Here is a 26423-nt window from a genome sequence, read left to right as displayed (position 1 = left end):
GACCTTCAATTTTCAAAGTCCCTTTGCCGAACCTTTCATGAAGAAGAAAACGAATGATAGATGAAGGGAGTATAACACTAGACTTTGGGAAGTTCCTTTATTTGAGGAAAACCATTGGCGCCATATCGCTCTGTCTCCAATAAAGAAACGGATTGCCATCCCTTTATAAAAAAAACCATTCCCGTTACTAATCCATCTACAGCATTGTTCCATTCTCCAAAATCCGGAAGGGAAGCCCGCAATCGATGGAACTCTTCCAGGTCCGCATTGTGCATACGTATCGTCTCCTCCAAAGCATCTTCCCTGGATAATTGACAGTGATGTTGCAATACTTTTACTACATTGAAATATATCTCTCCACTTTCTTCATCTTTAAGTAAAGACTGTACGTCATTGAAATAGCCGATAATCCTGGTAGTAAGATCATACAGTCTTTTGATGACGGGATGTGAATAAATATTATCGGGCAAGGTGACTTCGTTCTGGATTTCAATGGTCTCAATAAATGCACAAATCATCAATATTCTTACCCTGACATTAAGCAGATTTCCCACAGTTGGAAATATTTTATGCTGTTTATAGATCACTTCCATTTCCAGGCCGTCAAAATAATCGTTTAACGTGTTAGCAAAGCGATCCATGGAGGTTTCAGGAATAAACTGTAGAAAGCCCTCCCGTATGGCATATAATTGATATGCAAGGGGTATTTGTGCTTCTTCAGGCGTAATCCGTCCTTTCAATACAGCAATGGACCGCTCTTGCGCGTTCCTGACCTCAGCGGCAGTAGCTATTTCATACATATCGTCATTGTACATAGACCAAAGCATAAACCGCCCCAAAGGCAACATACGGTCAAAACTCCGGGTCGTAGGCCACCAACGGGCAGACATGAATCCTGTTTTGGTCCGTTTGTATTTTTCCCTTGTTGAATACGGAATCAAATCTTTCAGTTCTCCGTCAATCCATTGCGTGTCCGTTACTTCTTGTAGTATTGCTGCAAACGGACTGATCATGTCAGGAAATGGATAATTAAAGCGGTCATTGAGGATTTTTTTGGTGTTCATGGCTATTATTTTGAGGTCTATGAATTTACGAAACTGGAAAACAAGCGCCTAAAAATATATTTTGCTATTTCTTTAAGGTGAACGTACGGGAAAGAAATCGGGGAACATACAAAAGAACACGACTAAACGCTTCCCTAAAAAAACAAACCCCGCGACATACGCGAGGTTTCTAAAGTTCTATGATCCCGCTGAGATCATATCAAGAAAAACTGTGATTAAATTAAATTGTATTTCATGATAAAGCCCGCGTCGTCGCGGGCTTTATCATGAAATACAATGGTCCTTTTATCAAGGGTTGATTTTATAAGCCGGGAACGCCTGGAAATCAGCGTAAAATACACCGTCGCGCACCTTGATTCCTCCCGGAGTAATAATGTAAGGAGGCAGCCAGTCTGTATTGTTTTCATCAGGGAAGTACATGGCGAAGAAAGTACGGTCTACACTGGGATCAGCATAGAAAACATGAACTGCACGCTGCACTCCTGCCGGAGGGGTTGGCGTATCCCGTATCCGTGTGCTGTATGCGTAAAAAGCAGTACCTGTTTTGTCCCAGATGGTTTCATCCTGCGGATACATAGAAAAAAGCACGGAGGTTCTGTTTGCCTTCTTCACATATCTGTATACAGGGACCGTTCCTGTCTGCTGTTGTGTGAAAGCAAAAAACTCTTTTCTAAGCCCATAATATCCGGTGGTTACCTGCTTATCATACAGAGGTATGCCGGGAGCACGCGTTTGGTCAACATACAGATCATATGACTTACCGTCTTCTGTGATGGTTAAATATACAGGAGCCAATGAAGTATTCTCAAAACCGGCAGGCGGATCAATAAGTGAAATATCTTTACTGCTGGGCAGGATAGACCGTCTGTACCCAAGCATTTTCCGTCTGAATAGTTCCTCTGGTGATACTATAGCATTTTCAACACCATAACTGTTAGCGCTATAAATAGTCATAGGCTGCGGTGAAGACGACCTTATCCTTAGGGATATCCTTCCGGTCATTTTGTTTGCCGGTAATGTAGCGTCTATATTATCTGCAATCCCGGCAGAGGAGGTCGCGGTGTATGTTTTTGCCGGGCCAATCACCAGTGTTTCTGTAGAACTAATATATACCACATCTACAACAATCGTATTAAACATGTTGTCTGGTACGTAGCCCAGATTATATGCCGCCTTAAAGGTGGTAGCTTTTGAAGGATCGACAACCAGGTTCTTATTTTGATTGGCGGGTATACTGAAGACTTGTATAAAGAACGAGGCCTTTACCTGCAAAGCCGTCAAGCAGATTGCTGCAAACATCAGAAGTTTCTTCATGGCTTATTTTTTGTTTTCCTCGTAATCAGTTAAAGCATCATCGTAGCTAACCACATTGATGTGGTAGATGGAAAAGAAACCATTTTTTTTATCGTAGCCTACGTCACCGTCGTTTAGCTGGTACTTTTTAACGATGAACGATCGGATAGCTTCCGCTTCAGCGTTAATTTGCGGCTTTTCAGCAGGCGGCGCTACCGGCACTTCCGTGGAGGATTTTTTACAACCGAGCGCACATAGCAATGCCAGGGCACCGGCTATTACCGGATTCAACATTTTTGAGTGTTTCATGATGATCTGTTTTGTTCTACATAATTAAATGCCGGACGTAGGATGGGTTATACATGGGTTCCTGTACTACAGCGGGTAAAAAATATCTGATAAGGCAAAAGTACCTCATGCCCGTTTTCCCGGATAGTATAAAAACGACATTTTCCTATGGCTGGCGTCTGACATTCCGGTTTAATTGAAAATCCCCAAAGTATTCATATCTTAAATACCGTTATTATTTATTGTAAATAACTATTAATCCCGTTTATGAAAGTCATTCACCCTATTATTCTTTTTTCCCTGTTTACATCAACCGCTTATTCACAAAGCAATGTCAACAACAAACCTCCCACCGAAAAAGGAAAACTAACGATATCACAACTCTGGGAAAATCGTGTTAAACCGTTTATCGGCAAGGATTATTTCAAATTAACTAATGCCGATTCCATATTTAAGAATGCCGGCATGGAAATGCCCGAAGGCGTTTGTTTGATTAACCTCTGGTTCGCGAATTGTCGTCCTTGTATAACTGAATTTCCTGATCTTGTTAAACTAAGTGAAAAATACGCAGGTAAAAATTTCAGGATCGTATCGCTGACATTTGAAAATGATTCAACTATCGATACGTTCAGAAAGAAATACAATCTTCCATTTATGCCCAGACATATATCCAGGGAGGCATGTTACGAGCTCAACTTAAAAAATGGATTTCCGACTAATATTATTTTGAACACTTCCGGCATCATTGCTTATATTAGCATGGGAGGCAGCTCAAATCCGGAGACAAGCTCCCTAATTTTCGAAGAAGAATTAGTCCCTGTAATTGATAGTATCCTGAGCCATTTGTAGATATTTTTTATTCCTATTCTATTGATATAAGCTTTATTAATGAAGTAATGTTCTCTGACAAATTCTATGTTGTTGACTTCTGGTCAGAATGGTGTGGTCCTTGTGCTGCAATGCGCCCGGTCATCGAAGAACTCGTCAATGAGTATGCTGGTAAAGTACAAGTGGGTAAAATAAATGTGGACCAGAATCCCTATCGTACTAAAGAATACGAAATCACCAGCCTCCCTGTAATCATGTTCTTCAGAGCAGGCAAGCCTGAAAACCCAGAGATTCTTCAAGCCACGACCTAGACTAGCAAAATGGAATATCTCACCACTCCTACCAGGCTTATTTTTGAACAGGAACAATTGACAATCGTGATTATCAATTGTTCCTGACATTTTTTCAATGCACTATTGCGCAGAAAATGACTTCTGCTTTACCCGTATCAAGGAAGCTTAATTATTGTCTAATGCATGTAAGTGACTGTACAACAACCAAAGACCACAGGGGTCATTAGAATACAAATCCCCGATAGATTTTCTTCAGCAACATCAGAACACCAACCATTCTTCGACGCTTCAAAAAGACGAAGGTTTAGAGCGGAAAACCTTAGTTGAAAAACATTACTGTTTGATGGTAGCTTTCAGATTAACCTGTATAAAGTACGGGAAAGAAATCAGGGTTATACAAAAAGAACTCGACTAAACTTTTGACCCCATCCACGGCACCAGTATGACCATTGCTGCCATAATTGTACGAATAACAATTTTATTGGAAATCTCTTCGGATTGACTTATTTTTCGTGGTAACCACGTTTTAATTACTACCACATGAGAAAACCGCGACCCTTCCTCCTCCTTCTTTTTATCTTGCTGGCGCCCTGTTTGATGGTGAGATGCCTGGCGCAGAAAAAACCTGTCGTGAAAGGCACCGTGCAACGGATAAAAATTCATAGTAAGCTGCTGGAGGGCAATCTCAGTGGCGACAGTGCCGACCGCTATGCTTCCGTTTACCTGCCTGCCGGCTATAACAACGCGGGCGGGAAGCGTTACCCGGTGGTTTATTTCCTGCATGGCTATACCGACAATGACGCCAAAGTATATGGGTTTGAAAAGCACTGGATGTCGCTGCCGGCCGTACTGGACACGGCCTTTTCGCAGAACCCGGGCAGCGGAATGATCTTCGTCACCCCCGACGCCTATACGCTTTTCCAGGGCAGCATGTACTCCAACTCCGTCACCACCGGCAACTGGGAAGATTTTATCGCCACCGAGCTGGTAAGCTATATAGACAGCCACTACCGGACCATTGCCCGCAAAGAAGGCCGGGGCATTTGCGGTCACTCCATGGGTGGCTACGGCGCCCTCCGCATCGGCGAAAAAAACCCGGATGTGTTTTCAGCAGTGTACCTGTTGAGCCCCTGCTGCCTCAACTCCTCCTCAGGCTCCGCGGACGGCCTTCGCCAGCAGCTGCTGCGGGCCGACAGTATCAGGACCATCGACGCATTCAGGCAGGCCGACTTTTTCACCAAAGCGCTCTTCGCTTCCGCCGCGGCATGGTCGCCCAATCCCGAAAATCCGCCCTTCTACCTCGATCTGCCGGTGAAAGATGGCGCGCTGCAGCCGCAGGTACTCTTAAAATGGGACGCCAACCGCCCCCTGAACGACCTCGATCAATATATCTACAATATCAGAAAATTAAAATCCATCGGTTTCGATGCAGGCGATAAAGACAGGGGCATCGCCGAAAGCATTAAAACGTTGCATGCAGACCTGCGCAGGTACGGCATTGAGCATTCTTTTGAAATCTATGACGGTGACCACATCAATCGTATCGGCCAACGGATAGGAGACAAAATGTTGCAGTTCTTTTCCCGTAGCCTGTTATCTGACGGCGCGGCAAAGCAGATCAGGAAGTAGCCCCTAACGACTATCCTATACTAAAAGCAGTTGCGGGGCTGTCCGTACCTGGTGCTGGATGAACCGTTCTCCCACTTTGTCCCCGGATCGCAGTCCAGCAACATCCCGAAGTTGGCCGGCGGCGCGAAAATATATCTATTCCGACTGCCGGGGTTTGAGCTGGAGTGGTTTTATTTTATGAACACCATCTACCAGTTGAAAGAAGTAAAGAAAACACAGGTCATCCAGTACAACTTCACCGAACAGACCACGGGCATCGACATTCCTTCATAAACTGAAAAAAAGGGATATATCTCGGAAAGAGTGGACCCCGACGATAAACGAGCTAAGCTGGTGAGTATCACCAAAGCAGGCGCGAAAATTCTCGCCAAAGCCTATACGTTATTGTACAAGCCTATCCTGCTGATGTACCACGACATTGACCCGAAGGACAAACAGGTGGTGATCAACATCTTCAGGGATACAGAAAAAAAGCACCAGGAGATGTTCTCCGGTGCTAAAAACAAATCTATCGACGACCTGCTCACAGAAATACCGGGCGCGGAAAAGGTGGAGCAAATGACGCGGGAATAGCAAAACAGGGTGGCGAAGTTTGCGGAGGGGAAAAAGAATACGCCATAAAGAGCAGACAAAAATGGAAGCGACCGGCGCTAATCTTTGTATGTCCTTTATGGCGGTTTAACGTAGCGTATTATATCCCGGTTATTCGGACCGCAGGCTCTTTAAGGGATTAGTTAGGGCAGCTTTAACAGACTGGAAGCTGACGGTTATCAGCGCGATCATCATGGCGATGACACCTGCCAGCACGAAGAGCCACCAGCTGAGTGAAATGCGGTAGGCAAAGCTCTGCAGCCATTTATTCATGATCCACCAGCCAAGGGGTGCTGCGATCAGAAAGGCGATAAGCACCAGCCTCAGAAAATCCTTTGACAGCAGTGCCACAATGCTTTCCACGCTTGCGCCCAGCACCTTCCGGACCCCTATCTCCTTGATGCGTTGTTCCGCAATGTACGCCGCCAGTCCAAATATCCCCAGGCAGGCTATAAATATGGCAAGTCCTGAGAAAAGCAGTGCAATCCTGCCTACTCTCCTTTCCGCGTCGTACATTGCATCAAAAGATTCATCCAGGAACCGGTAACTGAAAGGCACTTCCGGTGCGATGCTCTTCCATAGTTCCCCGACTTCGTTCACCAGGTCGTTCAGCCGGGTGGTATTTACACGGAAAGCCGCCAACCCCGTACTTCTGTCAAGGAAGAAACACAGCGGGCCCACCTTCTCACGCAGGCTTTCGTAATTGAAATTCTTAACCACCCCGATAATAGTACGTGGAATTGTTTTGGTATCCTGCCACTGATAGATCGTTTTGCCTACCGGATCGTCCAGCCCCCATAACTTGGCAGCTGTTTCATTGATAATCACCGCGGAGGAGTCGCTGCCAAAATCGCGTGAAAAGTTACGGCCTTTTATTATTTTCATTCCCAGCGTTCCTATATAGTCATAGTCAATCCGCCATGTCTGTATATTGATACTGCTCTTCGCCGTCACCACCGCTTCCGTGGAAATGACGGTATTACTGCGGTCAGTATTGGATACCGGCAGCGAAGAGCTCAGCGTTCCGCTGCTGACGCCCGACAGTTTCACTACGCGGTCTTTAAAAGCATCTGCTTTATTGCCCAGCGCCCAGGTGCCGTTAATGATCAGCACCTGGTCTTTGTTAAAGCCGATGTTCTTGCTTTGTATGTAGTGCAGCTGGCGATACACCACCAGCGTTCCGATGATCAGCACAATGGAAGTAAAAAACTGAAACACGACCAACACATTCCGCAGTCCGCCGGACTTGCTGTTCAGTTTAAACTTCCCTTTCAGCGTTTCAATAGGTCTAAAAGCTGAAAGGAAGAAAGCCGGGTAACTGCCCGCCAGTAGTCCAACCACAAAAGGCAATATAATCAGTACCGGCAGGATGTAGGGTGAAAGAAAGGCTTTGACGCCAATTAGTTTTCCGGTTAACTCATTAAACATAGGCAGCACCACGGCAGCCAGCGCTACGGCCAACAGCATGGATAACAATACAATCAGGATAGACTCGGTCAGAAACTGAAAGATCAGGTCTTTTCTCTCGGTGCCCAGTACTTTCCTGATAGCCACTTCTCTGGCCCTGTTTGCAGAACGGGCCGTTGTCAGGTTCATGAAGTTTACACAGGCTATCAGCAATATAAACAGTGCCACCGCAGAGAAAATGTACACATACTGAATACTTCCCGGCGGCCGCAGCTCCTCCTCAAGGTTAGAGTACAGGTGTATCCTGGTAAGCGGCATCAGCCAGTAGTTGACCTTGTTGCCGGCATTGATAAACTCTTCCATGGTGGTTACGTGCATCCGTTCCTGTATATGCGGCAGCAGGTACTTACGAACGTATTCGGGAAATTTCTTCTCCACAGTGGCCGGCCTCACGTGTTTGCCCAGTACCAGGTAGGTATAAAAATTATGGCTTCCTACCTGTCCCCAGTCATAATGAAGGCTGCTCATGGAGAACAAAAGGTCGTAACGGAAATGCGAATTTTCCGGCATATCCTCTATGACGGCTGTGACCCTGTAGGGTACAACCCCATCGCCCTCCTGTACTTCCAGTGTTTTGCCAACTGCCTGGAGCATACCAAAATATTTCTTTGCCAACGAAGCGGAAATGACAACCGTATTGGGCTCTGCAAGAGCTGTGTTTCCGTTTCCTTCTATCACATGGAAACTGAATACGTCAAAAAAAGTGGAGTCTGCGTTAGCCGCGCGGGTTTCTGTAATAAACTCATTCCCTTTCTTTACCAGCCGGCTGCCATTATGCGTATAAATGCGTGTATACTGTTCTATTTCGGGATAATCTTTTTTCAGTAATCCTCCCATGGCGTCTGGTGAGTTGGGCATGGTACGGTCTACACCGCCCATCCGCATGTCCAGGTGAATACGGTAGATACGGTCCGCTTTTTTATGAAAGCGGTCATAACTCAGCTCATCGATAACATACAGGGAGATCAGCAGGAAACAGCAAAGGCCCGTAGCCAGGCCGGCGATGTTGATAGCAGTGAATCCCCGCTTACGTAACAGGTTTCTGCGGGCAATAGCAAGATAATTCCGAATCATAATTTTAAGAGTATAAAGGGCGTGCCAATACCTTAGCGCATTGGAAAACAGTACACTGTATTTGCCAATAATCATGTAACTGTCCGGATTCGGACAGGGCGATGTCCGTTTTCTAAAATATTGGGTTCGTCCGGTAATAACGATATCACGTAAACGGATACCCTGAAATAGCTATACAAAATAACTTTTTTGATCAACGCGGCAAACGCTGCGGTCCGGGGGGACCGGCTCAGGCATCTTTCACAACACATACGTTCCCTTCGCAATACAATCCACTGCAGCAATTGAGGGCGCTTTCCGTATCGCAGTGAGCAGCATGTACCTGGCAATCAGGAATGCCGGCCATGATCTTTTTCATTTCCTCAGGTGTCAGTGCCTGCTTCATTTGCCGGAAATTTAGTTTCTTCAGTTCTGTCGTATTTGGTTCCATCAGGAGAAATTAATGTGGTTATCATAAAAATATTCCCGTACATGATCAATAAATACGGGCAGGGCTAATACGAAACGTATCTTTTACCTTTTCAGGCCGGTGTTTGGGCTGATAGACTTTTTTAAACTCCAGCAGGTGATACAGCAAAACTTCAAACTGGTTCTTATAGATCAGTTGCCCTTTGCTCCAGATCATTCTCCCCGGCCTTCCTTCAATGGCATGCATATCAAAATAGGCCCGTACCGCTCCCTGCTCCTGGAGTCTTTTAACCAGGTGCGTCATGCTTTCCACCTCGCTGGGGATCTGCTGATAAGGAACAGAATGCGCAAATTCAAAGAAGGTAAGGTTCGTTTCATCGAAATTAAAATACCGTTCTGTGGTGAATACTTTTTTATAGTCGCTGCTTTCCTTGAAAAGGTGGTTCATCCGCTCATTATTACGGTACAACGTAAACCAGCTGGAAATATAATCGTGCCGGAGGCAGATCATATCATAATTGTCCAGTATGGTATCGTCCAGGAATTTCCGGATATTACCAAAGAGGATGTCGGTATCCGCCTGGCCCCAGAAATCGTATTCCTGCACGTACTCGTGAAACAGCAGGCCGAATGCCGGCCTTAAGTCACAGATCTTATAAGGCTGTGGCGTCGTCACCACGTCAAAGCCCAATACTGATGTGGCTTTCCGGCGGAATGCCTCCAGGGTCATTTTTATAAAACGGACATTAGGAGGCAACTCCAGGCCGGTTTCATGATCAGCAAACAACAAAAAATCGACACCGGGATTATACCGGCAGGATAACACAAAATAGGGGAAATACCAGGGCGTGGGGCCGAAGTAAGTACTTAGGAGCACAATCCGGTGTTCTTTTTTTACTAGCGTCATATCGTGTCATTTAAATGTTTTTCCTCGCTTGCCCGCGTTGCAGCGCGCCGTTTTTCGGTACCACAGACGGCATCCACGCAATACAGGCCGCTGCAGCAATTCAGCTGTTGCTCGGTATTGCAGGCTTCTCCATACCGCTGGCAATCCGCCACCGCAGCGCGGATCTTTTTCATGGCTTCCCGGTCCATAGCCTGTTGCGTTATTGATAAAGTCCGGTTTTTCATTTTTTCTGTTAATTTTTTGACGATGAAAGAGAGTTACTTTCCGGCATATCAGCGGAGCAACTGTTTCAGCTCCGCCAGCTGATATAGCCGTGGCAACCGATGGCCATTTACGAAGTAGGCAGGCGTTGTAGTTATCTCTTCCCGCCTGCACCAGGCGTTCATTTGCGCGATGGCGTGCTCCGCTGCGGGCGATTCGCTGGCCGGGTACCTGGCTGCAAATGTCCCGTAGTGTTTGCGGGGCGATAAGTACCAGTCATCCAATGCCTGCCGCATCAACTGTTCATCATGCTTCAGATAAACAGCAAGGAAATGACGTACAACTCTTGTTGCCGGATCATCGGCTTTTCCTGATGCTGCAAAAATGATCTGTATCCTGACGTTGTCATTTTCGTTCAGCAATTCATTGATAGCGGGGTGCGCCCGTGCACAATGGCTGCAATAGGGGTTACATATTTTGACAATCGTATGTTCCGCATCAGCATTGCCCAATATGATACCCAACTGCCTGGGATCGGCTATTATACGCGGCTGTTTAGCCAACTGGCCTTCAAATACCTCTTCATTGTATTTGAGGCTGAACAGTTCTCTTTTCAGTACTGTATTCAGCTGGGCTTTTACCAGCAGCGGTTTCGCCCAAAACCACACCGTTACCGGAATGAAAAAAAGCAGGCCCGCCATTACCAGCAGCTGCGGCTGCACGTTCCACAAGGGTGAGGCGCCATTCAGCGCAGGTTTCCAATAGGCCGGCCAGCTTACCGCCAGTTCAGCAGCCAGCAGCACCTGCACGCAGAGGCATAACAGGCACCACTGCCGGACCACCCGCCATTGATAAAACACGGAAAACAGGATATATGGCAATGCCAGGGCATTCAGCCAGGCCAGCAAGGGCCATGTACCCTCGTGCCCCGACGCTAATACCGCCAACAGAAACCCACCTGCAAAATAAAAGTACCCTGCTTCGCTCCAGCTCAGCCCTCCCGGCAGCCTCGACGCGGGTGACTGCAGCACGGCATCGCAATTGATTTTTTTGCCGGCCGCACACACCTGCTGTAAAGCTAAACCGGACTTGTCTGTCCCGTACCACAATAACAGGCAGGTGATAAAACAGCCGATGCTTTTTATCAGCGCCAACACAACCAACAGCAGCAGATACGGTGGCGTAGCTACGAAAATGCAGCCGCAGGCCATCAGCAACAACAACAGCAGCAGCAACGGCCTGATGGCGCTTCGCGGCAGCAGCCGCTGCTTTTCTGTTACGCTGCCTGTGCGTACCGGCTTTTCCGCCAGTAGCACCACTCCACCCCATTCCCGCAGAAATATGTCGCGTTTCTGGGTGATCTCCCTGCTTTTACCTGCCGGGCGCATATACGTAACCTTGTCTTCCGAAACAGCGGTTAAAACAGCAAAAGAGCCGCCGTTACTATTCATATAAGCCAACGCCGGAAACGGCAACATGGATAACTCCTCTGCAGCCGGCCGCAACGCCGCATTCCTGATCTTCCATCGGCCCAGCACGTCGCTGATGGCCAGCAGGCTGGGATAATCCGGGTGCAGCAACACCGCGTCGGCAACTGCCGCGGTATCCACCCTCATCCTCAGCTGACGCATTAACAGCAGTGTGGCAGCCACAGGGTTTTCGCGTAAGCGGGGGTGTAAGAAGGCATTGATCATCATACATCATATGTTAAATCAGACTGTCAGCGGAGCTTCGTCTGCCATATCGTAACTGCTTACCGGCAATTCCGCCATCCTCCATTTCTCCCGGGTGATCACGTACACCGCTTTGTTCAGCAAGGCACGGTCGTCTTCCGTGAGAACGCCCACCTGCCTGACAAAAATGCCGCCCCGGTGGTGATTAAGCGCATCTGCCCCGATGCCGGAAGAAATCAGCTCCATCAGCAACCTTTGCAGGAAGGTGCGATAACAGCTCTGGTCTTCGTTCCAGATGACTAATGTCAGGTACAATCCATGCAGGCGCCAGAAGGCGTGCATTTGTATTACCCGGGACACCATTTCAATATGGGCGGTATCGTGCACCCGCAGCAATATGACCTGCCTGGCATGCAACGGTCCGTTCACCCTGGCGGTATCAGGCTGGTATGATGTGCGCCCGGGAAAAATCGCGGCGCCTGCCATTCTGCGAAACAGCTGAATGTCCTCTTCTGTGGCGTTCAGGTATTTTAGCACAGACCTGCCGTGTTCTTTGACTGCACTTACGAGCTGCTGTGCCGGTTGAGGACGGGTAGCCCGTTCCAGCAGCGCCTTACAGGCTTCGCGGCTGTCGGCGACTCCCATTAAAATATCCACGGTGATGGTTTCTCCCGGCTCCAGCAACAGGTCTCCGTGCTGCGCAATCCCGGAATAAGGGCTTACCCCGGAAAGGTCTGCCGGCCGACCGCCTATTCCGTCAGGTCCGTCTGTTTCATAGCGGAGCGCCTGTACTTTGCCTCCGTGTATTCTCATGCTGTAAAACAGCCATGGAGAACGGCCGAAAGCAGTGCTGGTTTTCCGTGTGCAGAAGACCGCCTGTTTATCGGATGCCACTTCCGTTATCACAGGAGGCAGCGGCGTCCCCCGGGCCGCAACAGGCATCAGTGCCACCTCAGCATATCCTGTCAGCTTCAGGCTCCGTTTTCTGTCTGTAAGGTTATGGACAGACCATCGTCTTATTTCCACATCATCTTCCGGAGAAACCATGACACGGACATGCAGTTCCAGATCCCGGTGCCGGCAATTGAAATCAGCATATCCAAGGGAGAACACAGTTTTATAATCGGAATGCGGTGCAGAAAGCGGATGGCAGGAGGCCGACACGCAGGTTTGCTCCCCTTGTTCACTGATAAAGAAAAACAAGCCACAACGGTCTGGTCCGCCGCCTTCCCAGTGGGTTACAGCCACATCTTCCCAGCGGCTGTAACCTGTACCGGCGTTGGTCATCATCACACGATACCTGCCATTACCCAATAACTGTACCTCGGGCGCCATGGTAACCGTATGTTGCATTCGCGGGGTACCTTCACCAGGCTGTGAAAATATTTCAGGCGCCTGTTCCGGATGTTCCGGGGCTGCCTCTTTTCGCAACAGCAACGCCGTGCTGCCAGGCACGCGCTCCTGTAAAAGCAGCAGCGTGGACTCCAGCTGCGGATCTGCAACAAAGCGACGCTGCATACACCAGTCCGACAACACGTTGGCAAAGGAAAGGAAACTCATTCCCTGATGATGTACCATGTATGTACGCACCGGCGAAAAACGTTGTCCCCTGGAAACACGGGACTGCGTATAGTCCACTGCTTCATGTAAGCCATATCTTCCCACCATGCCAAGAGATGCCAGCAGCTGCAGGTTCCCGCAGGCTTCTGCCGGCTGCACCATTAAAGCAAGCGCAGTAGCATAAGGCGCCACCACCTGGTCTTCCTCTGCATGATCGCGTTTCAGGCTGAGCTCCGGGATACCGAATACTTTGTAACCATAATGCGTGCCGTCCGTGAAAGTATTGTAAGCCGATTCTGAAACGCCCCAGGGTATTCCCTGTCTTTTTCCATATGCCATCTGCTGTTGTACAGCGCCCTTACAGGCAACATCCAGCAACGTATTGTCGAAATTAGGCATAACCAGCAGCGGCATGAGGTATTCGAACATGGTACCGTTTGCGGACAACAGCGACAGGACATCATTTTCCCGGACAACAGCCCTTCCGCTTGCAAACCAGGCTTTGACCGGCAGCTTGTCCTGACAAATGGCTACAAACGTGGCAAGCCGCGACTCCGATGCCAGTACATCGTAATTATCAGTATCCAGCGTGTTCGCTTCCACATGATACCCGATTGATAACAGCTGTTCCTGTTTCTTAAACAGGAAATCATACTCCATGTCTGCAAACGAAGCACATTTCGCCACCATATCTTTTAACAATGCAATCCGTTCGCCGGCATACTGTCCGGCACGGGCCATACATTCCCTCAGACCTTCCGGTTCTGCTTCGGCCATGCTACCGGCGTCCGTTGCAAGTGACCATCCTGCCAGCTCATACAGCGAAGGGATATGCCGCGGCAGCAGGTGGCTATACGAAACCGGTATAGCAGGCAGCCATAACCAGGGCGCCAGTGCATTCAACTCGTGCATAATGGCGTTACACTGCTGTTGCAGCGCCGACAGCCAGTAGGCCGCATCTGTTCCCCTCTCTGTGATGATGTTCTCTGCGAGCCGCGATACACAGGACACAAGATGCTCCATGGCCGTTTTAAAATCCCTGAGCGTAACGGGATCTGCTTTAACGCACTGATAAAACTCTGTCTTCAGCGGTTCCGGTATGTTTCCAGCGCCGGCTTCTTCTTTCAACAGCTCGAAGGTATCACGCAGCCCTTTAAACAGCTCTGCGCTGAAAACGGGTTGCGAAGGCATGGAAAGACAGCCCTGGCGCAGCGTCAGCAGGTGGCCGGCCAGATTGCCTGAATCTACCGTGGAGATGAAGTCCAGGGTAGGCTGCATCGTCTTGTTATCATACCAGTTGTAAAAATGTCCTTTATAGCGTTGCAGCCGCCCCATCGCCTCCAATATACCGGAGGTACAGGTGATGAAACGTCCCTGCGTAGAATAGCCGAGATCCACCGCCGCCAGGTTGGACAGCAGGGCAAGTCCCATGTTCGTTGGCGAAGTATAGGTGGCCAGGTGTGGTGCAGGATACTCCTGATAGTGATCGGGTGGCAGCCAGTTGCCTTCACTGTTAACAAACTCTTCAAAGTAGGCCCATGTCCGGCGGGCCAGTTTCCGCAGAAACAACAGCTGTGCAGAGGTGAACTTCGTTTCCTGTACCGTCCAGGAATGTACGAGAAACCACCCCGCCAGCGGAGAAAGCAACCAAAGCAACAGAACGGGCGACAACCACCATATGATGTCCGCCCTGCTGATTACCAGGTAAGCTGTCAGCATAACAGCCATGAAAGGGCCGGCCCACATCACGCGGCATAACGCCCAGATGCTACGCAGCCCCACATACTTCAGGCTTCCGGAAGGTTCCCATTCAAGCAACCTTTTTCCTGAAACAAAGAGGCGCCAATGTACCCGTACAATGGCATCGAGAGCGTTATATGCGTTGAAAGGCAAAGCGATGATATCGTAGAGGTTGAGCGCCAAACGGTTGGCCGCCTCCTCAGCCGCGCCTTTCCAGTGCCTGGCGGTCAGCATCCGTCGGGGTGCCTTCAGCAGCTTTCCTGTAAAAAGCACTACGGCAGGTGACATCAATATCAGCAGGGATATCAGCGTCCAGGGTAAAGGATCAGGCATCATGGTCCATCCAAGTATCAGCAGCAGCAGGCAGGCTGGCTGCACCAGGCTGCTGCGCAGGTTGTCGGCCACTTTCCAGCGGGACAATATGCTCAGTGGGTTCCTCACTGCTTTTCCGTGAAACCCGGGCACGCGGGGGCCTGTCCACGCCGCAATCTGCCAATCGCCCCGCATCCAGCGGTTACGCCGCTTTACATCTGTGAGATAGTTAAACGACGGCTCATACAGTTTTACGTCGCTCAGCAAGCCAGATCGCAGATAGGTACCTTCAAGCAGATCATGACTTAATATCCTGTTTTCGGGCAACCGGTCCTGCAAGCATTCAAGCACTATGTCCACATCATAAATTCCTTTGCCGATAAACGATCCTTCTCCGAAGAGATCCTGATAAAGGTCCATCGCCGCAACGGTGTATGGGTCCAGGTCAGGTCCGCTGCCTGTCAGGTACTGGTAAAGAGAATTATCCATGCCCCTGATGTCAGTGGCTATAACGGGTTGCAGAATACCGTAACCGGCTATTACCCGTCCTTTTTCCGGGCTGTATACCGGCTGGTTCAGCGGGTGGGCCATGGCGCCAATCATCTTCCAGGCGGCATCTCTTGGCAGCTGCGTATCTGCGTCCAGTGTAATCACGTACTTTACTGCGGGAACGTTTCCGTTGTTGCCGGCAATAACGGAAAAATTTTCCTGCCGCTGCCCTCGCAGCAGGGCATTCAGCTCCATCAGTTTTCCTCGTTTACGCTCATATCCCATCCACCTGGCTTCACCGGCATTCCATTTACGCGGCCTATGGAAAAGGAAAAAAATATCCCCGTTTTCTCCACGATACCTGTTGTTCAGCAATGCTATCTTTTGTTCCACCTGTTGTAGCAATTCCTCGTCCCCCGGCATAGTTTGGTGTATGCTGTCGGTAAAATCCGTCAGTAGTCCGAAGTACAAATGCTGGTACCTGTTGGCGAGATACCGTACCTCCAGCGAGTGCACCAGCTCTTCAATTTCCGATTCGTTTGTGAGCATAGCGGGAACAACAACAAGCGTGCTATATTTCTCCGGGATGCCCTGCGAGAAATCCAACCGCGGCACTAATACCTGTCTGACTGCGGCCGCTGCCAGTCCGTCCACCATATTTTTTGCCGCCTGGCTCCAGCCAACGGCGAGCGCCAGGATGGCCAGTACCATCCATGCGGGATGCAGCTGTGATATGGGTACTATTGCCATGAAACCGGCTATCCCGGCCAGCGTGACGCCCAGTATCGCACCGGGATAAATCAGTAAAGGTACCGCGGCATGTAGCCGCCGCCATATCCGGTGGTTAACGATGCGGATGCCCAGGAATGCTTCCAGTTGCCGCCGTCCTTTTCCGGCGAGGTAATAACCGATATGTCCCTCAGGACCGACCGCCGGTTGTCCGGTGCATTCGCCGCAACTGCTTTTTGCCAGTAAAACAGCTGTTTCCGCCACCTTCAGTTCAGACACCTTCGCTTTACCGGCAATAATGCCTACCTGTTTGCGGTAAAACTCGCGGGTAAAGGCGTCCATACGGGTATAGGCGCCCGCTGCGTCGGCACCGAGCACCGGCTCCACAACGCTGCAGGTATCTGCAAACCGGTTCCAGTCCACCGTATCCATGATACGCAGACTGCTCAAGCTGTTGCGGAACGACAGCCGGTCCTGCAATTGTTCTTCTTCTGTGCGCTGTATCAGCCGGTCTGCCGTAGTTCCTTTTTCCATGAGCTTTTGTTCCAGCATTACTAACGGGAGCCCCGCTCCGGGCGCATACGTCCTGAGCCGCCTTATCAGCTCGGCCATCACCATATCGCTTTCGCTGTATGCTGTATGAAAGAAGCCTGCCAACACTTCGTATATGCTTTCCTGGTCATCAGCAGCCCATATCTTACCGGTCCAGCAATTGGCATGATGCTGATCTATCTTTACTACGGCAAATCGCAGGGCAAGGCTGCACAGGTTTTCTATCAGCGCCAGTTTCAATATGGCAGGGATATATTTCAGCTCGCCCGCCCGCAGTACAGATATCGACTGATAAGCGCTGATATAGGAGGCCAGATCTTTCGGTTCTATCTGGGCATTGGTATGAGCAATGATCCCTGCAATGAGATCATAAATCCTCGGAAGCCCGCGGGAGGGCCCGTCTTCCAGGCAGGGTATTTCCCCGGGGTATTTACGGATCAGATTTCTGGCACTATTGATCTGGTCTGCCAGAAAATAAAAACTCGCTTTCCACCCTCTGTTCTGTACCGCCTGCCTGCCTGTCTGGCTCACCCTGGACAGCAGCTGCTGTACTTCCAGCAACTTTTTCTCGCAGGTGGCCAACCGTTTTAGCAGCCCGGCTATCCTACATCCAGAACCCAAACGGTGGCGGTGCGCAATCTCCCTGCAATGCGCCTCCATCTGTTCTGCATAGAAAAGGGCCGCCCTGAACGGCGGGCGGTGGTCTGCCAGCTTTTTCAGTTTCCGCCGTTTACCGGCATAGAACAACTCTTTACGCCGCAATGATTTTCGCATATCAGATCTTTTGAAATATCGTTTTGATGTAACTGCCCCTTGCCAGGCTGTATTTCAGCCCTGGAGCCTTTCTTTGATATATCCGGCGGTAACGAATACGTTATCTCCCCATAACATATTATGGTGGTTGGCATGCACCTGGCGCACGTCTACATCGTGCGCGTATGTTGCCCATCCGCGGGTATCCCCGCTACCTTCGCTGTTATCGGTGTTCATAGCCGCTTTTATCAACAGAACTTTAGTATTAATGCGGCCCTGGGGAATATAGGCGATGCGGGCATTATATATCCTTACATTAATGAGTCTTGCACAGTATGCAATGCTGTTGGCACGGTGTGGAATTTTCGAGCAAATGAAGTCTGCTACGCAGGACACCATGTCCTTCTCGGGAGTGCCGGCAAGCATCTCCCATAGTTCCGCGCTCCAGTCGGGATAGGGCGGGACCAGTATGCGGAAACCTTCCAGGTAGTCCCTTGTCAGCTCCAGTACCGAAGCGGCGAGGGAGGTTTCCGGAGTAATACCATGCCGGTGGCTGATACCCTGGTCCAGTGCCGCCACGAAATCCAGGCACTCCCCTGCCGCCTCCAGCTGCCGGGCCATTTCGTACATGATATATACGCCGAAAGAATGAGACATGAGCCGGTAAGGCCCTTGCGGCTGCACCGCTTTCATCCAGCGGATATTCTGCGAGGCAATGTCCTGCATACTTTCCAGCGGTGTTTCACCCGGGGAAATGCCCATCATATCAATTCCATACACAGGGCATACTTTCCGGAAGATGTTCCCATACAGCCGGAACCTGTCCGACTTGCCTCCTATCCCGGGTATAATGAACAGCGGCCTGCCTTCATGGTTGAAGTTGAGGTGATGTACGTGTTTATTCCTGCGGCAGTGGTCCGTTGGTGCCGGAACCTGTATGCCCGTTACTGTTACATGTGTTTTTGACATCGTAATAGAATTTGCAATGTTCCTGAGCTGTGGCTGCCTGGTTACGGGCTTCTTTTACAAGCGCCGTTGCCAGTATTTCAGCGGGATCGATGATTCTCATATTTCTCACCGTCCCTGCGGTGAGTATCAGCGGTAACTCGGTACAACCCAGAATAACGGCGTCGGCCCTGTTTTCCTCAAAAAAGCCAACCGCTTCCTCCATCAGTTCCCTGGCCGGAGCTTTAATATTTCCGGAGTTTGACTTAACACCAAATACCGGATCATATATCATGCGATGGATAACGTTTTCCTGGAAGGCCGGAGCTGGCACTATGGGCTCGTATCCATATTTTTGCAACAGCTCCTGGTAAATACCGGACCGGTATGTTCCGGTTGTTGCCATCAGACCTATCCGGCGGATATGCGGGTGATATGCTTTCAGGTAGCGGCAGGTTTCCAGCGGCATGTGAACGAGCGTAGCGCGGCTTCCTGCCTTCCGCAGTTCTTCCCTGATGACATCATAAATGCGGGGAGCGTGCGCGGTGTTGCATGCAAGCCCTATCACCATGGCGCCGGCATTCTCCAGCTTCTGCACCACCTCCGCGATGCTGTAAGCCGGATTGATCTTCACCTGACCGGCGAGAAAAGCACTTCTGTCCCCAATGTCCCCGGGGAAAGACATGAGGATAACCGGTAAATGCTCCTGATCTTTGCCTGCTGAAGTACAGCGGAGAACATGGCTGAACAGTGCGCATCCCGCCTGCGGCCCCATACCCCCTACAATACCAATAACCTTACTGATACGTACCATCGTGCTGTTCATTCAGTATATGCTATACCGTTAGTAACTGTTCGGTTAACTTCTTCGAAAATGGCCAGCGCATTATCGATCAGTTCCCGGTTCACGATTAACGGAGGAAGAAAACGCACCACGTTGTTGTAATGTCCTCCTATTTCAAACACCAATCCTTTGGCGAAACACATCTTCCTGATCGTTCTCACAATGGCCGGATCGGGGGCTTTGGATTTTTTGTCCTTCACGTATTCCACCCCAATGAATAATCCTTTGCCCCTGATATCTCCCACGGCAGGCGAAAAAGCCAGCAGTTCGTGCAGCCGGGACAGCATGTAGGCTCCCATTTCCCGGGTATGCTCTGCCACATTGTATTCCCTCACAAAATCAAATGCGCCGTTGCCCGCTGCGATGCTGACCTGGTTTCCCCTGAAGGTCCCGATATGATCACCGGCTCCCCAGGATTCGACCTGCTTGTTGTAGATAATGGCAGAAATCGGAAACCCGATACCACCCAAACCTTTGGACATGGTGATGATGTCGGGGAATACATTGCTCTCGCGGAACGCCCAGAAATCTCCTGTTCTGAAAAATCCGCATTGTATTTCGTCGAAAATCACCACGATATCATTTTCCCTGGCTATGTTCACTATCTTTTCCAGGAACCCCTCCTTGGGGATAACGGTTCCGCCTTCGCCCTGAATGGGCTCCAGCAGGATCGCTGCCGGCTTTGCCATGCCAGAATGAGGATTTTCCAGCACATACCTCAGGTACTCTGCGCAATCCAGCTGGCAGTTGTCGGCCGTTTTTTTGAACGGACACCTGTAGCAATAACTGTATGGAACGAAACTCACATTGGGCATATTGGAGCGCAGCTTCTCGCGCAGCTTTACAAGGCTGGTTGCCGACAAAGCCCCGGAAGTCATCCCGTGATAAGAGCCATGGAAGGCGATTACGCCTTCTCTTCCCGTTTTATGTTTGGCCAGTTTGATAGCTGCTTCAACAGCATCGGACCCGGTGGGGCCGCAAAAACTGACTTTAAATTCACTGCGGAGCTCAGCCGGCAGCTGGTGCAGAATTTTCTGAATCAGTTCAATTTTGTTCACCGTTGGGAAGTCCAGCATGTGTATCAGGTCTTCCTGCTGACGCTTTACATATTTCAGCACATAGTCGTTACAATGGCCTACATTCAATACACCGGCGCCGCTGAAAAAATCGATAAAGCGGTTTCCGTCGACATCTTCAACTATCGCTCCCCTGGCGCGTTTTACAGCCATTGGCATTTCCCTGGGATAGGAGACGATACTGCCTTCAAGAGAACGCTGTATGTCCAGCAGCTCTTTAGAGCGTTCACCGGGAATAGTTTCAGACACGATCCTTGCGCCGGGCCCCAGGTGAAAATCCTGAAACCTGGCCGCAGGTCTGTCCTGCAATACTTCAGCGGGAGACAATGGGGTATCGAATGAGTCAGGCTCATGAGGGTTTTTCTTTTCCATCTTTCTGAGGGTTTTAATGTGATCGATTCATTTAACGGCGGGCTCCTTTTTTTGAAGCTCCTCGCGGCATAATTTCAGATAGGGCTCAACAGGTTCAAGATCGAAGCCCAGCTCTTTTGAATGTTCCAGGTTATTAAAGGCGGGCGCATATTTCTGCAGCGCCATCTGGGCGTGGCCCAGCAGGTAGTAGGCCAGTGAAGATGAAGGCGAAAGCCGGATATTGTCCAACAGGATTTTTTCCGCCACTTCACTATTTCCTTCCACGAAAATGTATCCCAGCTCATTCAGCGTTTTGCACCGGGTAATGCTGTCGGCCGTGGCTTTCAGTTGCCCTATGCCTTTGAACATTTCGGCAACACCGCGTTTCCTGTATAGTTGCAGTAGCCTGATGGTGTGACTGGGATATTGCCCCACCACGTATTCCGAGCGGAAAAAAGCACTCAGGTCCAGCCCTGTGGTGAGCTCATTTATCCTCCGGGCCATCACGGTACCACGGTCGCTGTTGGTCAGCATTACAAAACCGCATTTCTTTTTTACGGAATAGAACATGAGGTTTTTGAAGCCCGGGGTAATACCTCCATGAGACAAGATGGTATCGCCCGGCGTAATGATCAGCTCAAAGCCCGGCCCATAGCAATATGCGGGGTTATGCGGGTCTAGCCCTATCCGGGGTGTCTGTATCTCCCGTATCCTGTCGGCAGAAATATTCTTCCCGTCAAACAAGGCGATGACCAGCTTCGCATAATCGGCGGCCGTAAGATGCATCCCGCCGGCAGGAACCGGACCTTCGTTTTTCCATTTTTTATAGGCTACCCCCAGGCTGTTGTGGCCCACGGCATAATTAAGCGGTTGGGTTTTGTAGGACGTGTATGTATGTTTCAAATGCAGTGGGGAGATAATCATCTTCGATATGTACTCGTCGTACGATTGGCCCAGCAGTTTTTTCACCACTTCCGCGAGGTACTGGTATCCTTCGCCGGAATAGACAAATTTGGTTCCCGGGTCGGCCATGATTTCCAGCGTATCCGGGTTATTGTCAGGCTTCCAGTTTTCTATTCCTGAACAGTGACTCAACACCATGCGGGCGGTGATTAACCGGTACCGATTGTCGTGTTTGAGCATATCATATTCGAGATAGCGGCAAAGCGGCGTATCGGGTTGCAGAACACCTTTATCTATCAGCCTGTTGACCACAAATACCAGGAAACTTTTACTCAGAGAACCGGCCTCGAAGATGGTTTCGTCATTGATCCGCCTGTTGCCGTTCAGCGGACGGCATTCAAAAGTTTTATAAAAAGCGAGGCGACCATCACGGATAACGGCCAGTGAAAGGGCAGGCACCCCTGCTTCCCACATCATCCGGTGGACCTGCCGGTCGAAATCCTTTGAAGGCGCCGATTGCGACCTGGCCACTACCGACAGGCAGAGACCACACGCCAGCAGGAGACTACAGTGTTTGAGGATATTGATTTTCATGCGGTTAAATTGAGCGTGTAAGGGCTATCTGGCCAGTTCCTCCAGGCTTTCGCGGTAATGGTCCATAAAGGTTTTGATAGTCAGCGGCGCGTACTGCTCCGTGCTATAGGTGAGGCTTAACTCCAGCCGTCTGTTGATCAGCATTCCTGATATGGTCCAGTCGTACTCCCTGGTCCGCTTCGGTGAAATTTCCCGTCCCGTGGGTTCTGCTGCTATTCGGTAGGCACGGCCGGCCAGGTCGGCATCAAACTGGCCGAGGTAATTGAAGTTGATCTGCGGCCGGGCCTCCTGCCCGGTGGGAGGCGCGCCGGGTGCGAGATATTTACGCACCAGATAGTCGACGCCGTTATTCGGTACACGGCGAAGAAGGCCCCGTACATCTTTTACTATGGCTGGCAGGTAGTCTTCCGCGCTTTCGAGCAGCACCGGGTATATAGCTGTGAACCACCCCAGCGTGCGGCTGACGTTAACACCCTGCGTCAACTCTTCTCTACCGTGAGCTTCCAGGTCGACCAGTATATTTTGTTTTCCGTATTGTTTTCTTACCGCTGCCAGCAGCGCACCCAGCAACATTTCGTCTACGCGGGCATTATACCATGCCTGGCCGTTTCCAAGGAGATCGGCGGTGGCGCGGCTGTTCAGTGTAAAAGAAACCGTGCGGCTATCGCCTGTCAAACCGGGAGGTCTGTTAAAATCCCGCCGCAGAGGGTCCACCGGCTTACGGGATATCTCGTCCCAGTATCTGGCGGCTTTCCGGAACTTTTTACTCCGCGCATACTCCCGCAGGTGCAGGGCCCATGTTTTTAACGAGTCGGTCTTCAGCGGGAAGTCCGGTGGTTTTCCATTTATTGATTGTTTATACAGACGGTCAATGTCTTCGAACAGTATACGCCATGATATTCCGTCTATCTCCAGATGATGGACCACGATCAACAGCCTGCTGCCATCTTTCAGATGAAACAGCCCCGGCTTTATCAGCGGTCCGTTTTCCAGATCTATACCTGCCTGTAGCTTATTACATTCCTCCAGTAGCAGCGCCTCAGGCGCCGCTATGTTACGCAGGTCTGTTTCCGGTACAAGCAACGGCTGTCCAGGGGGCCTGCACTCCTGTACCACTGTCCCGTCTTTATAACGGAACACCATCCGCAGCGCGTCATGGTGGTCGGCTATCCTGCTCAAAATTTCACGGGCCATGTCAACAGACAAACCGTCAGGGAAATGCAGCATGACCGACTGGTTAAAGTGTTGCTTTTCAGCGGTGGCGTCTGCAAAAAAATGCAGCTGTACCGGTAACAGAGGAACGATGCCGGTTTCAGCTTCCTGCGGTGAAACAAGCGACCTCTTTATCAGGCGCCTGGCGAGCTCGCGGATGGTCTCGCAGGCCATGATATCCTTTACGCCGATTTCATATCCGGCGCTGCGCACCCTTGCGCTGATTTGCAGTGCCTTTATCGAATCAGCACCCAGCATAAAAAGGTTGTCTTCCACTCCTATCTGCGTTTCCTCCAATACCTCTTCCCAAATACCTGCCAGCAACGTTTCTTCAGGGGTAACAGGAGCAATGTAGTCACCGGTCAGCCGGGAAGCCGGCCCGGGAAGCGCGGCCACGTCCAGCTTACCGTTGGGTGTCAGTGGAAAGTACTCCAGCGCGATATAATGCATCGGCAACATATAGGCCGGCAGTCGTTCTGCAAGAAAATCCCGTAGTGCCGTTGACGTTGTTTTCTCTGCAGGCACGTAGTAGGCGGCCAGGTGTTTTCCTTTATTATCTTCCCGTGCGATGACTGCCGCATCGCGAACAGCGTAGTGTTGCAGCAGATGATGCTTTACCTCCGCCGGCTCAACGCGAAAACCCCGGATCTTCAGCTGTGTGTCTATTCTTCCCAAAAATTCGATAATACCTCCGGGCAACCACCGGGCAAGATCACCGGTCCGGTATAGCCGGTCACCGTCTACAAACAGGTTGGCCATAAACTTAGCTCTGGTCTGGTTTTCATCGTTGAGATAGCCTTTTGCCACGCCATCGCCGCCAACATACAGTTCGCCCGGCACCCCCACGGCCTGAAGATTACCATCAATATCGAGTATATAAGCCGTGGAATTGCTGACCGGTTTCCCCACAGGAATATTGTACAGGTAATCTTTCTGAATAAGATGACAAGCAGAAAAAGTAGTATTCTCCGTAGGTCCGTACCCGTTAATTACCTGTAGGCCCGGATGCTGCTGGCGCACCTGGTTGATATAACGCGGTGTCAGTACATCGCCGCCAACGAGGAGATAGCGCAACGGTTTAAATATGGAAGCATCTATGCCTGTATGCTGATCGAATAACGAAGCAGTCAGCCACAGCGTGTTAATGTTGTATTCTGCCAATGCTTTCCCCAACTTCGCCGTATCCATCAGCACTTCTTTACCGGGGAGGAAAAGCCGCCCGCCGTTGAGCAACGCGCCCCATATCTCGAAAGTGGTAGCGTCAAAAGCGGGTGCGCCTGTCTGCAAAATATGTGTCTGCCGGTTAAGTGTCACATAGTTCGTGTTTTTCACCAGCCGTATCACATTCCGGTGAGTGACCGCTACCCCTTTGGGGATACCGGTCGACCCTGAAGTGAACATTATATAAGCGGTATCATCCGGGCCTGCCGGCAAACTTTCGTTGTCGGGGTCATTTTCCGCTTTGAGCGTTTCGATGATGCATACAGCAACATCTTCCGGAAGCCATCCGGCGTAATGTTGCTGTGCGAGGACAGTCTTCACCTTTGCTTCTTTCAGCATGAGCTCATGCCTGCCGGCGGGGTGCTCTGGATCCAGCGGCAGGTAAGCTGCGCCTGCTCTTAGAATACCAATTATGGCAGCTACTGCCTCAATGGACCGGTCGGCCAGCACCGCCACACAGGCCCCTCGCCCGCCGCCCTGCCGGCGTACCTCCCCGGATATGACAGTTGCCATTTCATGCAACCGCCGATAGCTGACGCTTATTTCTCCGGCGGTAATGGCCGTATTTTCGGGGGCGAGTCGCACCTGTTCTTCAAACAATGCCGTAATCGTGTTATCCGAAGGATAACTGGTCCTCGTGTCGTTAAATTCGCAGCGTATCTGGTATATCTCACCTGCGGTGGTCATTTCCGCCTCACTGACTTTTGCTTTTGCCGCGCCCAGGCAGTTCGCCAGCAGGATAAAATAGCGGTCTGCCAGCTGCTGAATAAACCCCGCATCCATGCGGGCCGCATTATACTGTACCTCCAGCTCCAGTTCCTGCTGTCCGCGGAAACAGAAAAGCAGATCCGGAGTATGGGCACCGAATGATTCGGGGGAGTGTATCCCCCTGACCATCATGCCCGTTGTTGCCACCTCATTCAAGATGTCCCTTTTTTGTTCCAGTATGCGCTCAACAGGGTATCCGCTGTGCTGAAGATCGGCTGCCAGCATATCTTTCAGCTTCAGCAGAAAATCCTGGAATGAAACATCCCCGAAATCATTCATGCGGACTGGCACAATACGTTCATCGTCTCCAGTCAATACAGCATCGCTGTACACGGGGCAGAGGATCATCACGTCGCCGGACAGGGAGTATTTTCTGGCCAGTATACCTAATACAGCCAGCAGTACAATATACCGCGCCTTGTCCGACACAGCGATACGCTGAAGCCTGCCTGTTACCTCTGTCGGTGCAGTAACAGTACAGGTGGCTGTCTGGCGGGCGACATGGCTATCGTGGAGTTTTCCATAGTCAATAAAATAAGCGGCAGGTTGAAATCCGGCAAAACGTTGTTGCCAGTAACTTCTTGCCCTGGCCCTTGCGTTTGTTTCAAGGGACTTGTAATCGAGTGTGGGTCCGGTAGACATGTATATAAGTGCTGGG

19 protein-coding genes are annotated in these 26423 nt (G+C 50.3%); 5 read left to right on the top strand and 14 right to left on the bottom strand.

Features of this window, described 5'->3' with window-relative positions:
* Positions 1 to 77: 77 nt before the first annotated feature.
* The 3 genes from HGH92_RS27375 to HGH92_RS27365 form a co-directional block, all read right to left on the bottom strand.
* Positions 78 to 1064 (bottom strand): terpene synthase family protein, encoded by a 987-nt coding sequence (locus tag HGH92_RS27375; protein WP_168873999.1) that lies wholly within the window; start codon positions 1062 to 1064, stop codon positions 78 to 80.
* A 288-nt stretch (positions 1065 to 1352) separates the two neighbouring features.
* Positions 1353 to 2378, bottom strand: a complete 1026-nt coding sequence (locus tag HGH92_RS27370; RefSeq protein WP_168873998.1) for a hypothetical protein — start codon at positions 2376 to 2378, stop codon at positions 1353 to 1355.
* A gap of 3 nt (positions 2379 to 2381) precedes the next feature.
* The gene (locus tag HGH92_RS27365; RefSeq protein WP_168873997.1) at positions 2382 to 2666 is read right to left on the bottom strand and encodes a hypothetical protein; all 285 of its coding nucleotides are present in this window, start codon (positions 2664 to 2666) and stop codon (positions 2382 to 2384) included.
* Between the two features lie 246 nt (positions 2667 to 2912).
* Here HGH92_RS27365 and HGH92_RS27360 point away from each other — a divergent pair, with 246 nt between their 5' ends.
* The 5 genes from HGH92_RS27360 (at position 2913) to HGH92_RS27340 (ending at position 5968) form a co-directional block, all read left to right on the top strand.
* Entirely contained in the window at positions 2913 to 3494 is a 582-nt protein-coding gene (locus HGH92_RS27360) for a peroxiredoxin family protein (protein ID WP_168873996.1), read from the top strand.
* A gap of 2 nt (positions 3495 to 3496) precedes the next feature.
* On the top strand, positions 3497 to 3784 hold the full coding sequence (locus HGH92_RS27355; RefSeq protein ID WP_317166459.1) for a thioredoxin family protein: 288 nt from the start codon (positions 3497 to 3499) through the stop codon (positions 3782 to 3784).
* A gap of 522 nt (positions 3785 to 4306) precedes the next feature.
* A complete protein-coding gene (locus HGH92_RS27350; protein WP_211092755.1) occupies positions 4307 to 5395 on the top strand; it encodes an alpha/beta hydrolase in 1089 nt (362 codons plus the stop codon).
* Between the two features lie 30 nt (positions 5396 to 5425).
* Positions 5426 to 5668, top strand: a complete 243-nt coding sequence (locus HGH92_RS27345; protein WP_168873994.1) for a hypothetical protein — start codon at positions 5426 to 5428, stop codon at positions 5666 to 5668.
* 60 nt (positions 5669 to 5728) lie between these two features.
* Positions 5729 to 5968: a hypothetical protein gene (locus tag HGH92_RS27340; protein ID WP_168873993.1), complete on the top strand. Its 240-nt coding sequence runs from the start codon at positions 5729 to 5731 to the stop codon at positions 5966 to 5968.
* 129 nt (positions 5969 to 6097) lie between these two features.
* Here the strand turns inward: HGH92_RS27340 and HGH92_RS27335 are convergent, their stop codons facing one another.
* The 11 genes from HGH92_RS27335 to HGH92_RS27285 form a co-directional block, all read right to left on the bottom strand.
* Positions 6098 to 8527, bottom strand: a complete 2430-nt coding sequence (locus HGH92_RS27335) for an ABC transporter permease (RefSeq protein WP_168873992.1) — start codon at positions 8525 to 8527, stop codon at positions 6098 to 6100.
* Positions 8528 to 8756: 229 nt separating this feature from the next.
* Positions 8757 to 8957, bottom strand: a complete 201-nt coding sequence (locus tag HGH92_RS27330; RefSeq protein WP_168873991.1) for a hypothetical protein — start codon at positions 8955 to 8957, stop codon at positions 8757 to 8759.
* A 45-nt stretch (positions 8958 to 9002) separates the two neighbouring features.
* On the bottom strand, positions 9003 to 9842 hold the full coding sequence (locus tag HGH92_RS27325) for a DUF6625 family protein (RefSeq protein WP_168873990.1): 840 nt from the start codon (positions 9840 to 9842) through the stop codon (positions 9003 to 9005).
* Complete coding sequence (locus HGH92_RS27320; RefSeq protein ID WP_168873989.1) at positions 9839 to 10066, bottom strand: hypothetical protein; 228 nt, start codon at positions 10064 to 10066, stop codon at positions 9839 to 9841. The genes HGH92_RS27325 and HGH92_RS27320 overlap by 4 nt, the downstream gene beginning before the upstream one ends.
* 48 nt (positions 10067 to 10114) lie before the next feature.
* The gene (locus HGH92_RS27315) at positions 10115 to 11740 is read right to left on the bottom strand and encodes a vitamin K epoxide reductase family protein (RefSeq protein ID WP_168873988.1); all 1626 of its coding nucleotides are present in this window, start codon (positions 11738 to 11740) and stop codon (positions 10115 to 10117) included.
* A gap of 15 nt (positions 11741 to 11755) precedes the next feature.
* Complete coding sequence (locus HGH92_RS27310) at positions 11756 to 17872, bottom strand: glucoamylase family protein (RefSeq protein WP_168873987.1); 6117 nt, start codon at positions 17870 to 17872, stop codon at positions 11756 to 11758.
* A 54-nt stretch (positions 17873 to 17926) separates the two neighbouring features.
* The gene (locus HGH92_RS27305; RefSeq protein ID WP_168873986.1) at positions 17927 to 18820 is read right to left on the bottom strand and encodes a thioesterase domain-containing protein; all 894 of its coding nucleotides are present in this window, start codon (positions 18818 to 18820) and stop codon (positions 17927 to 17929) included.
* Positions 18750 to 19622: an aspartate/glutamate racemase family protein gene (locus HGH92_RS27300; protein WP_168873985.1), complete on the bottom strand. Its 873-nt coding sequence runs from the start codon at positions 19620 to 19622 to the stop codon at positions 18750 to 18752. The genes HGH92_RS27305 and HGH92_RS27300 overlap by 71 nt, the downstream gene beginning before the upstream one ends.
* Positions 19619 to 21088: an aspartate aminotransferase family protein gene (locus HGH92_RS27295; RefSeq protein ID WP_168873984.1), complete on the bottom strand. Its 1470-nt coding sequence runs from the start codon at positions 21086 to 21088 to the stop codon at positions 19619 to 19621. The genes HGH92_RS27300 and HGH92_RS27295 overlap by 4 nt, the downstream gene beginning before the upstream one ends.
* A 27-nt stretch (positions 21089 to 21115) precedes the next feature.
* On the bottom strand, positions 21116 to 22564 hold the full coding sequence (locus tag HGH92_RS27290) for a serine hydrolase domain-containing protein (protein WP_168873983.1): 1449 nt from the start codon (positions 22562 to 22564) through the stop codon (positions 21116 to 21118).
* Between the two features lie 24 nt (positions 22565 to 22588).
* Positions 22589 to 26407, bottom strand: coding sequence for a non-ribosomal peptide synthetase (locus HGH92_RS27285; RefSeq protein ID WP_168873982.1), 3819 nt, complete (start codon positions 26405 to 26407; stop codon positions 22589 to 22591).
* Positions 26408 to 26423 lie beyond the last annotated feature (16 nt).

This window comes from Chitinophaga varians, assembly GCF_012641275.1.
In the GTDB taxonomy this organism is placed as follows: Bacteria; Bacteroidota; Bacteroidia; order Chitinophagales; family Chitinophagaceae; genus Chitinophaga; species Chitinophaga varians_A.
Note: the sequence above shows the minus strand (reverse complement) of the source record. Positions and strands in the feature narration are given on the sequence as shown.

Coding starts and splice junctions, on each gene's coding strand:
- HGH92_RS27375 (WP_168873999.1), bottom strand. CDS start 1,064: ATGAACACCAAAAAAATCCTCAATGACCGCTTTAATTATCCATTTCCT.
- HGH92_RS27370 (WP_168873998.1), bottom strand. CDS start 2,378: ATGAAGAAACTTCTGATGTTTGCAGCAATCTGCTTGACGGCTTTGCAG.
- HGH92_RS27365 (WP_168873997.1), bottom strand. CDS start 2,666: ATGAAACACTCAAAAATGTTGAATCCGGTAATAGCCGGTGCCCTGGCA.
- HGH92_RS27360 (WP_168873996.1), top strand. CDS start 2,913: ATGAAAGTCATTCACCCTATTATTCTTTTTTCCCTGTTTACATCAACC.
- HGH92_RS27350 (WP_211092755.1), top strand. CDS start 4,307: ATGAGAAAACCGCGACCCTTCCTCCTCCTTCTTTTTATCTTGCTGGCG.
- HGH92_RS27335 (WP_168873992.1), bottom strand. CDS start 8,527: ATGATTCGGAATTATCTTGCTATTGCCCGCAGAAACCTGTTACGTAAG.
- HGH92_RS27330 (WP_168873991.1), bottom strand. CDS start 8,957: ATGGAACCAAATACGACAGAACTGAAGAAACTAAATTTCCGGCAAATG.
- HGH92_RS27325 (WP_168873990.1), bottom strand. CDS start 9,842: ATGACGCTAGTAAAAAAAGAACACCGGATTGTGCTCCTAAGTACTTAC.
- HGH92_RS27320 (WP_168873989.1), bottom strand. CDS start 10,066: ATGAAAAACCGGACTTTATCAATAACGCAACAGGCTATGGACCGGGAA.
- HGH92_RS27315 (WP_168873988.1), bottom strand. CDS start 11,740: ATGATGATCAATGCCTTCTTACACCCCCGCTTACGCGAAAACCCTGTG.
- HGH92_RS27310 (WP_168873987.1), bottom strand. CDS start 17,872: ATGCGAAAATCATTGCGGCGTAAAGAGTTGTTCTATGCCGGTAAACGG.
- HGH92_RS27305 (WP_168873986.1), bottom strand. CDS start 18,820: ATGTCAAAAACACATGTAACAGTAACGGGCATACAGGTTCCGGCACCA.
- HGH92_RS27300 (WP_168873985.1), bottom strand. CDS start 19,622: ATGAACAGCACGATGGTACGTATCAGTAAGGTTATTGGTATTGTAGGG.
- HGH92_RS27295 (WP_168873984.1), bottom strand. CDS start 21,088: ATGGAAAAGAAAAACCCTCATGAGCCTGACTCATTCGATACCCCATTG.
- HGH92_RS27290 (WP_168873983.1), bottom strand. CDS start 22,564: ATGAAAATCAATATCCTCAAACACTGTAGTCTCCTGCTGGCGTGTGGT.
- HGH92_RS27285 (WP_168873982.1), bottom strand. CDS start 26,407: ATGTCTACCGGACCCACACTCGATTACAAGTCCCTTGAAACAAACGCA.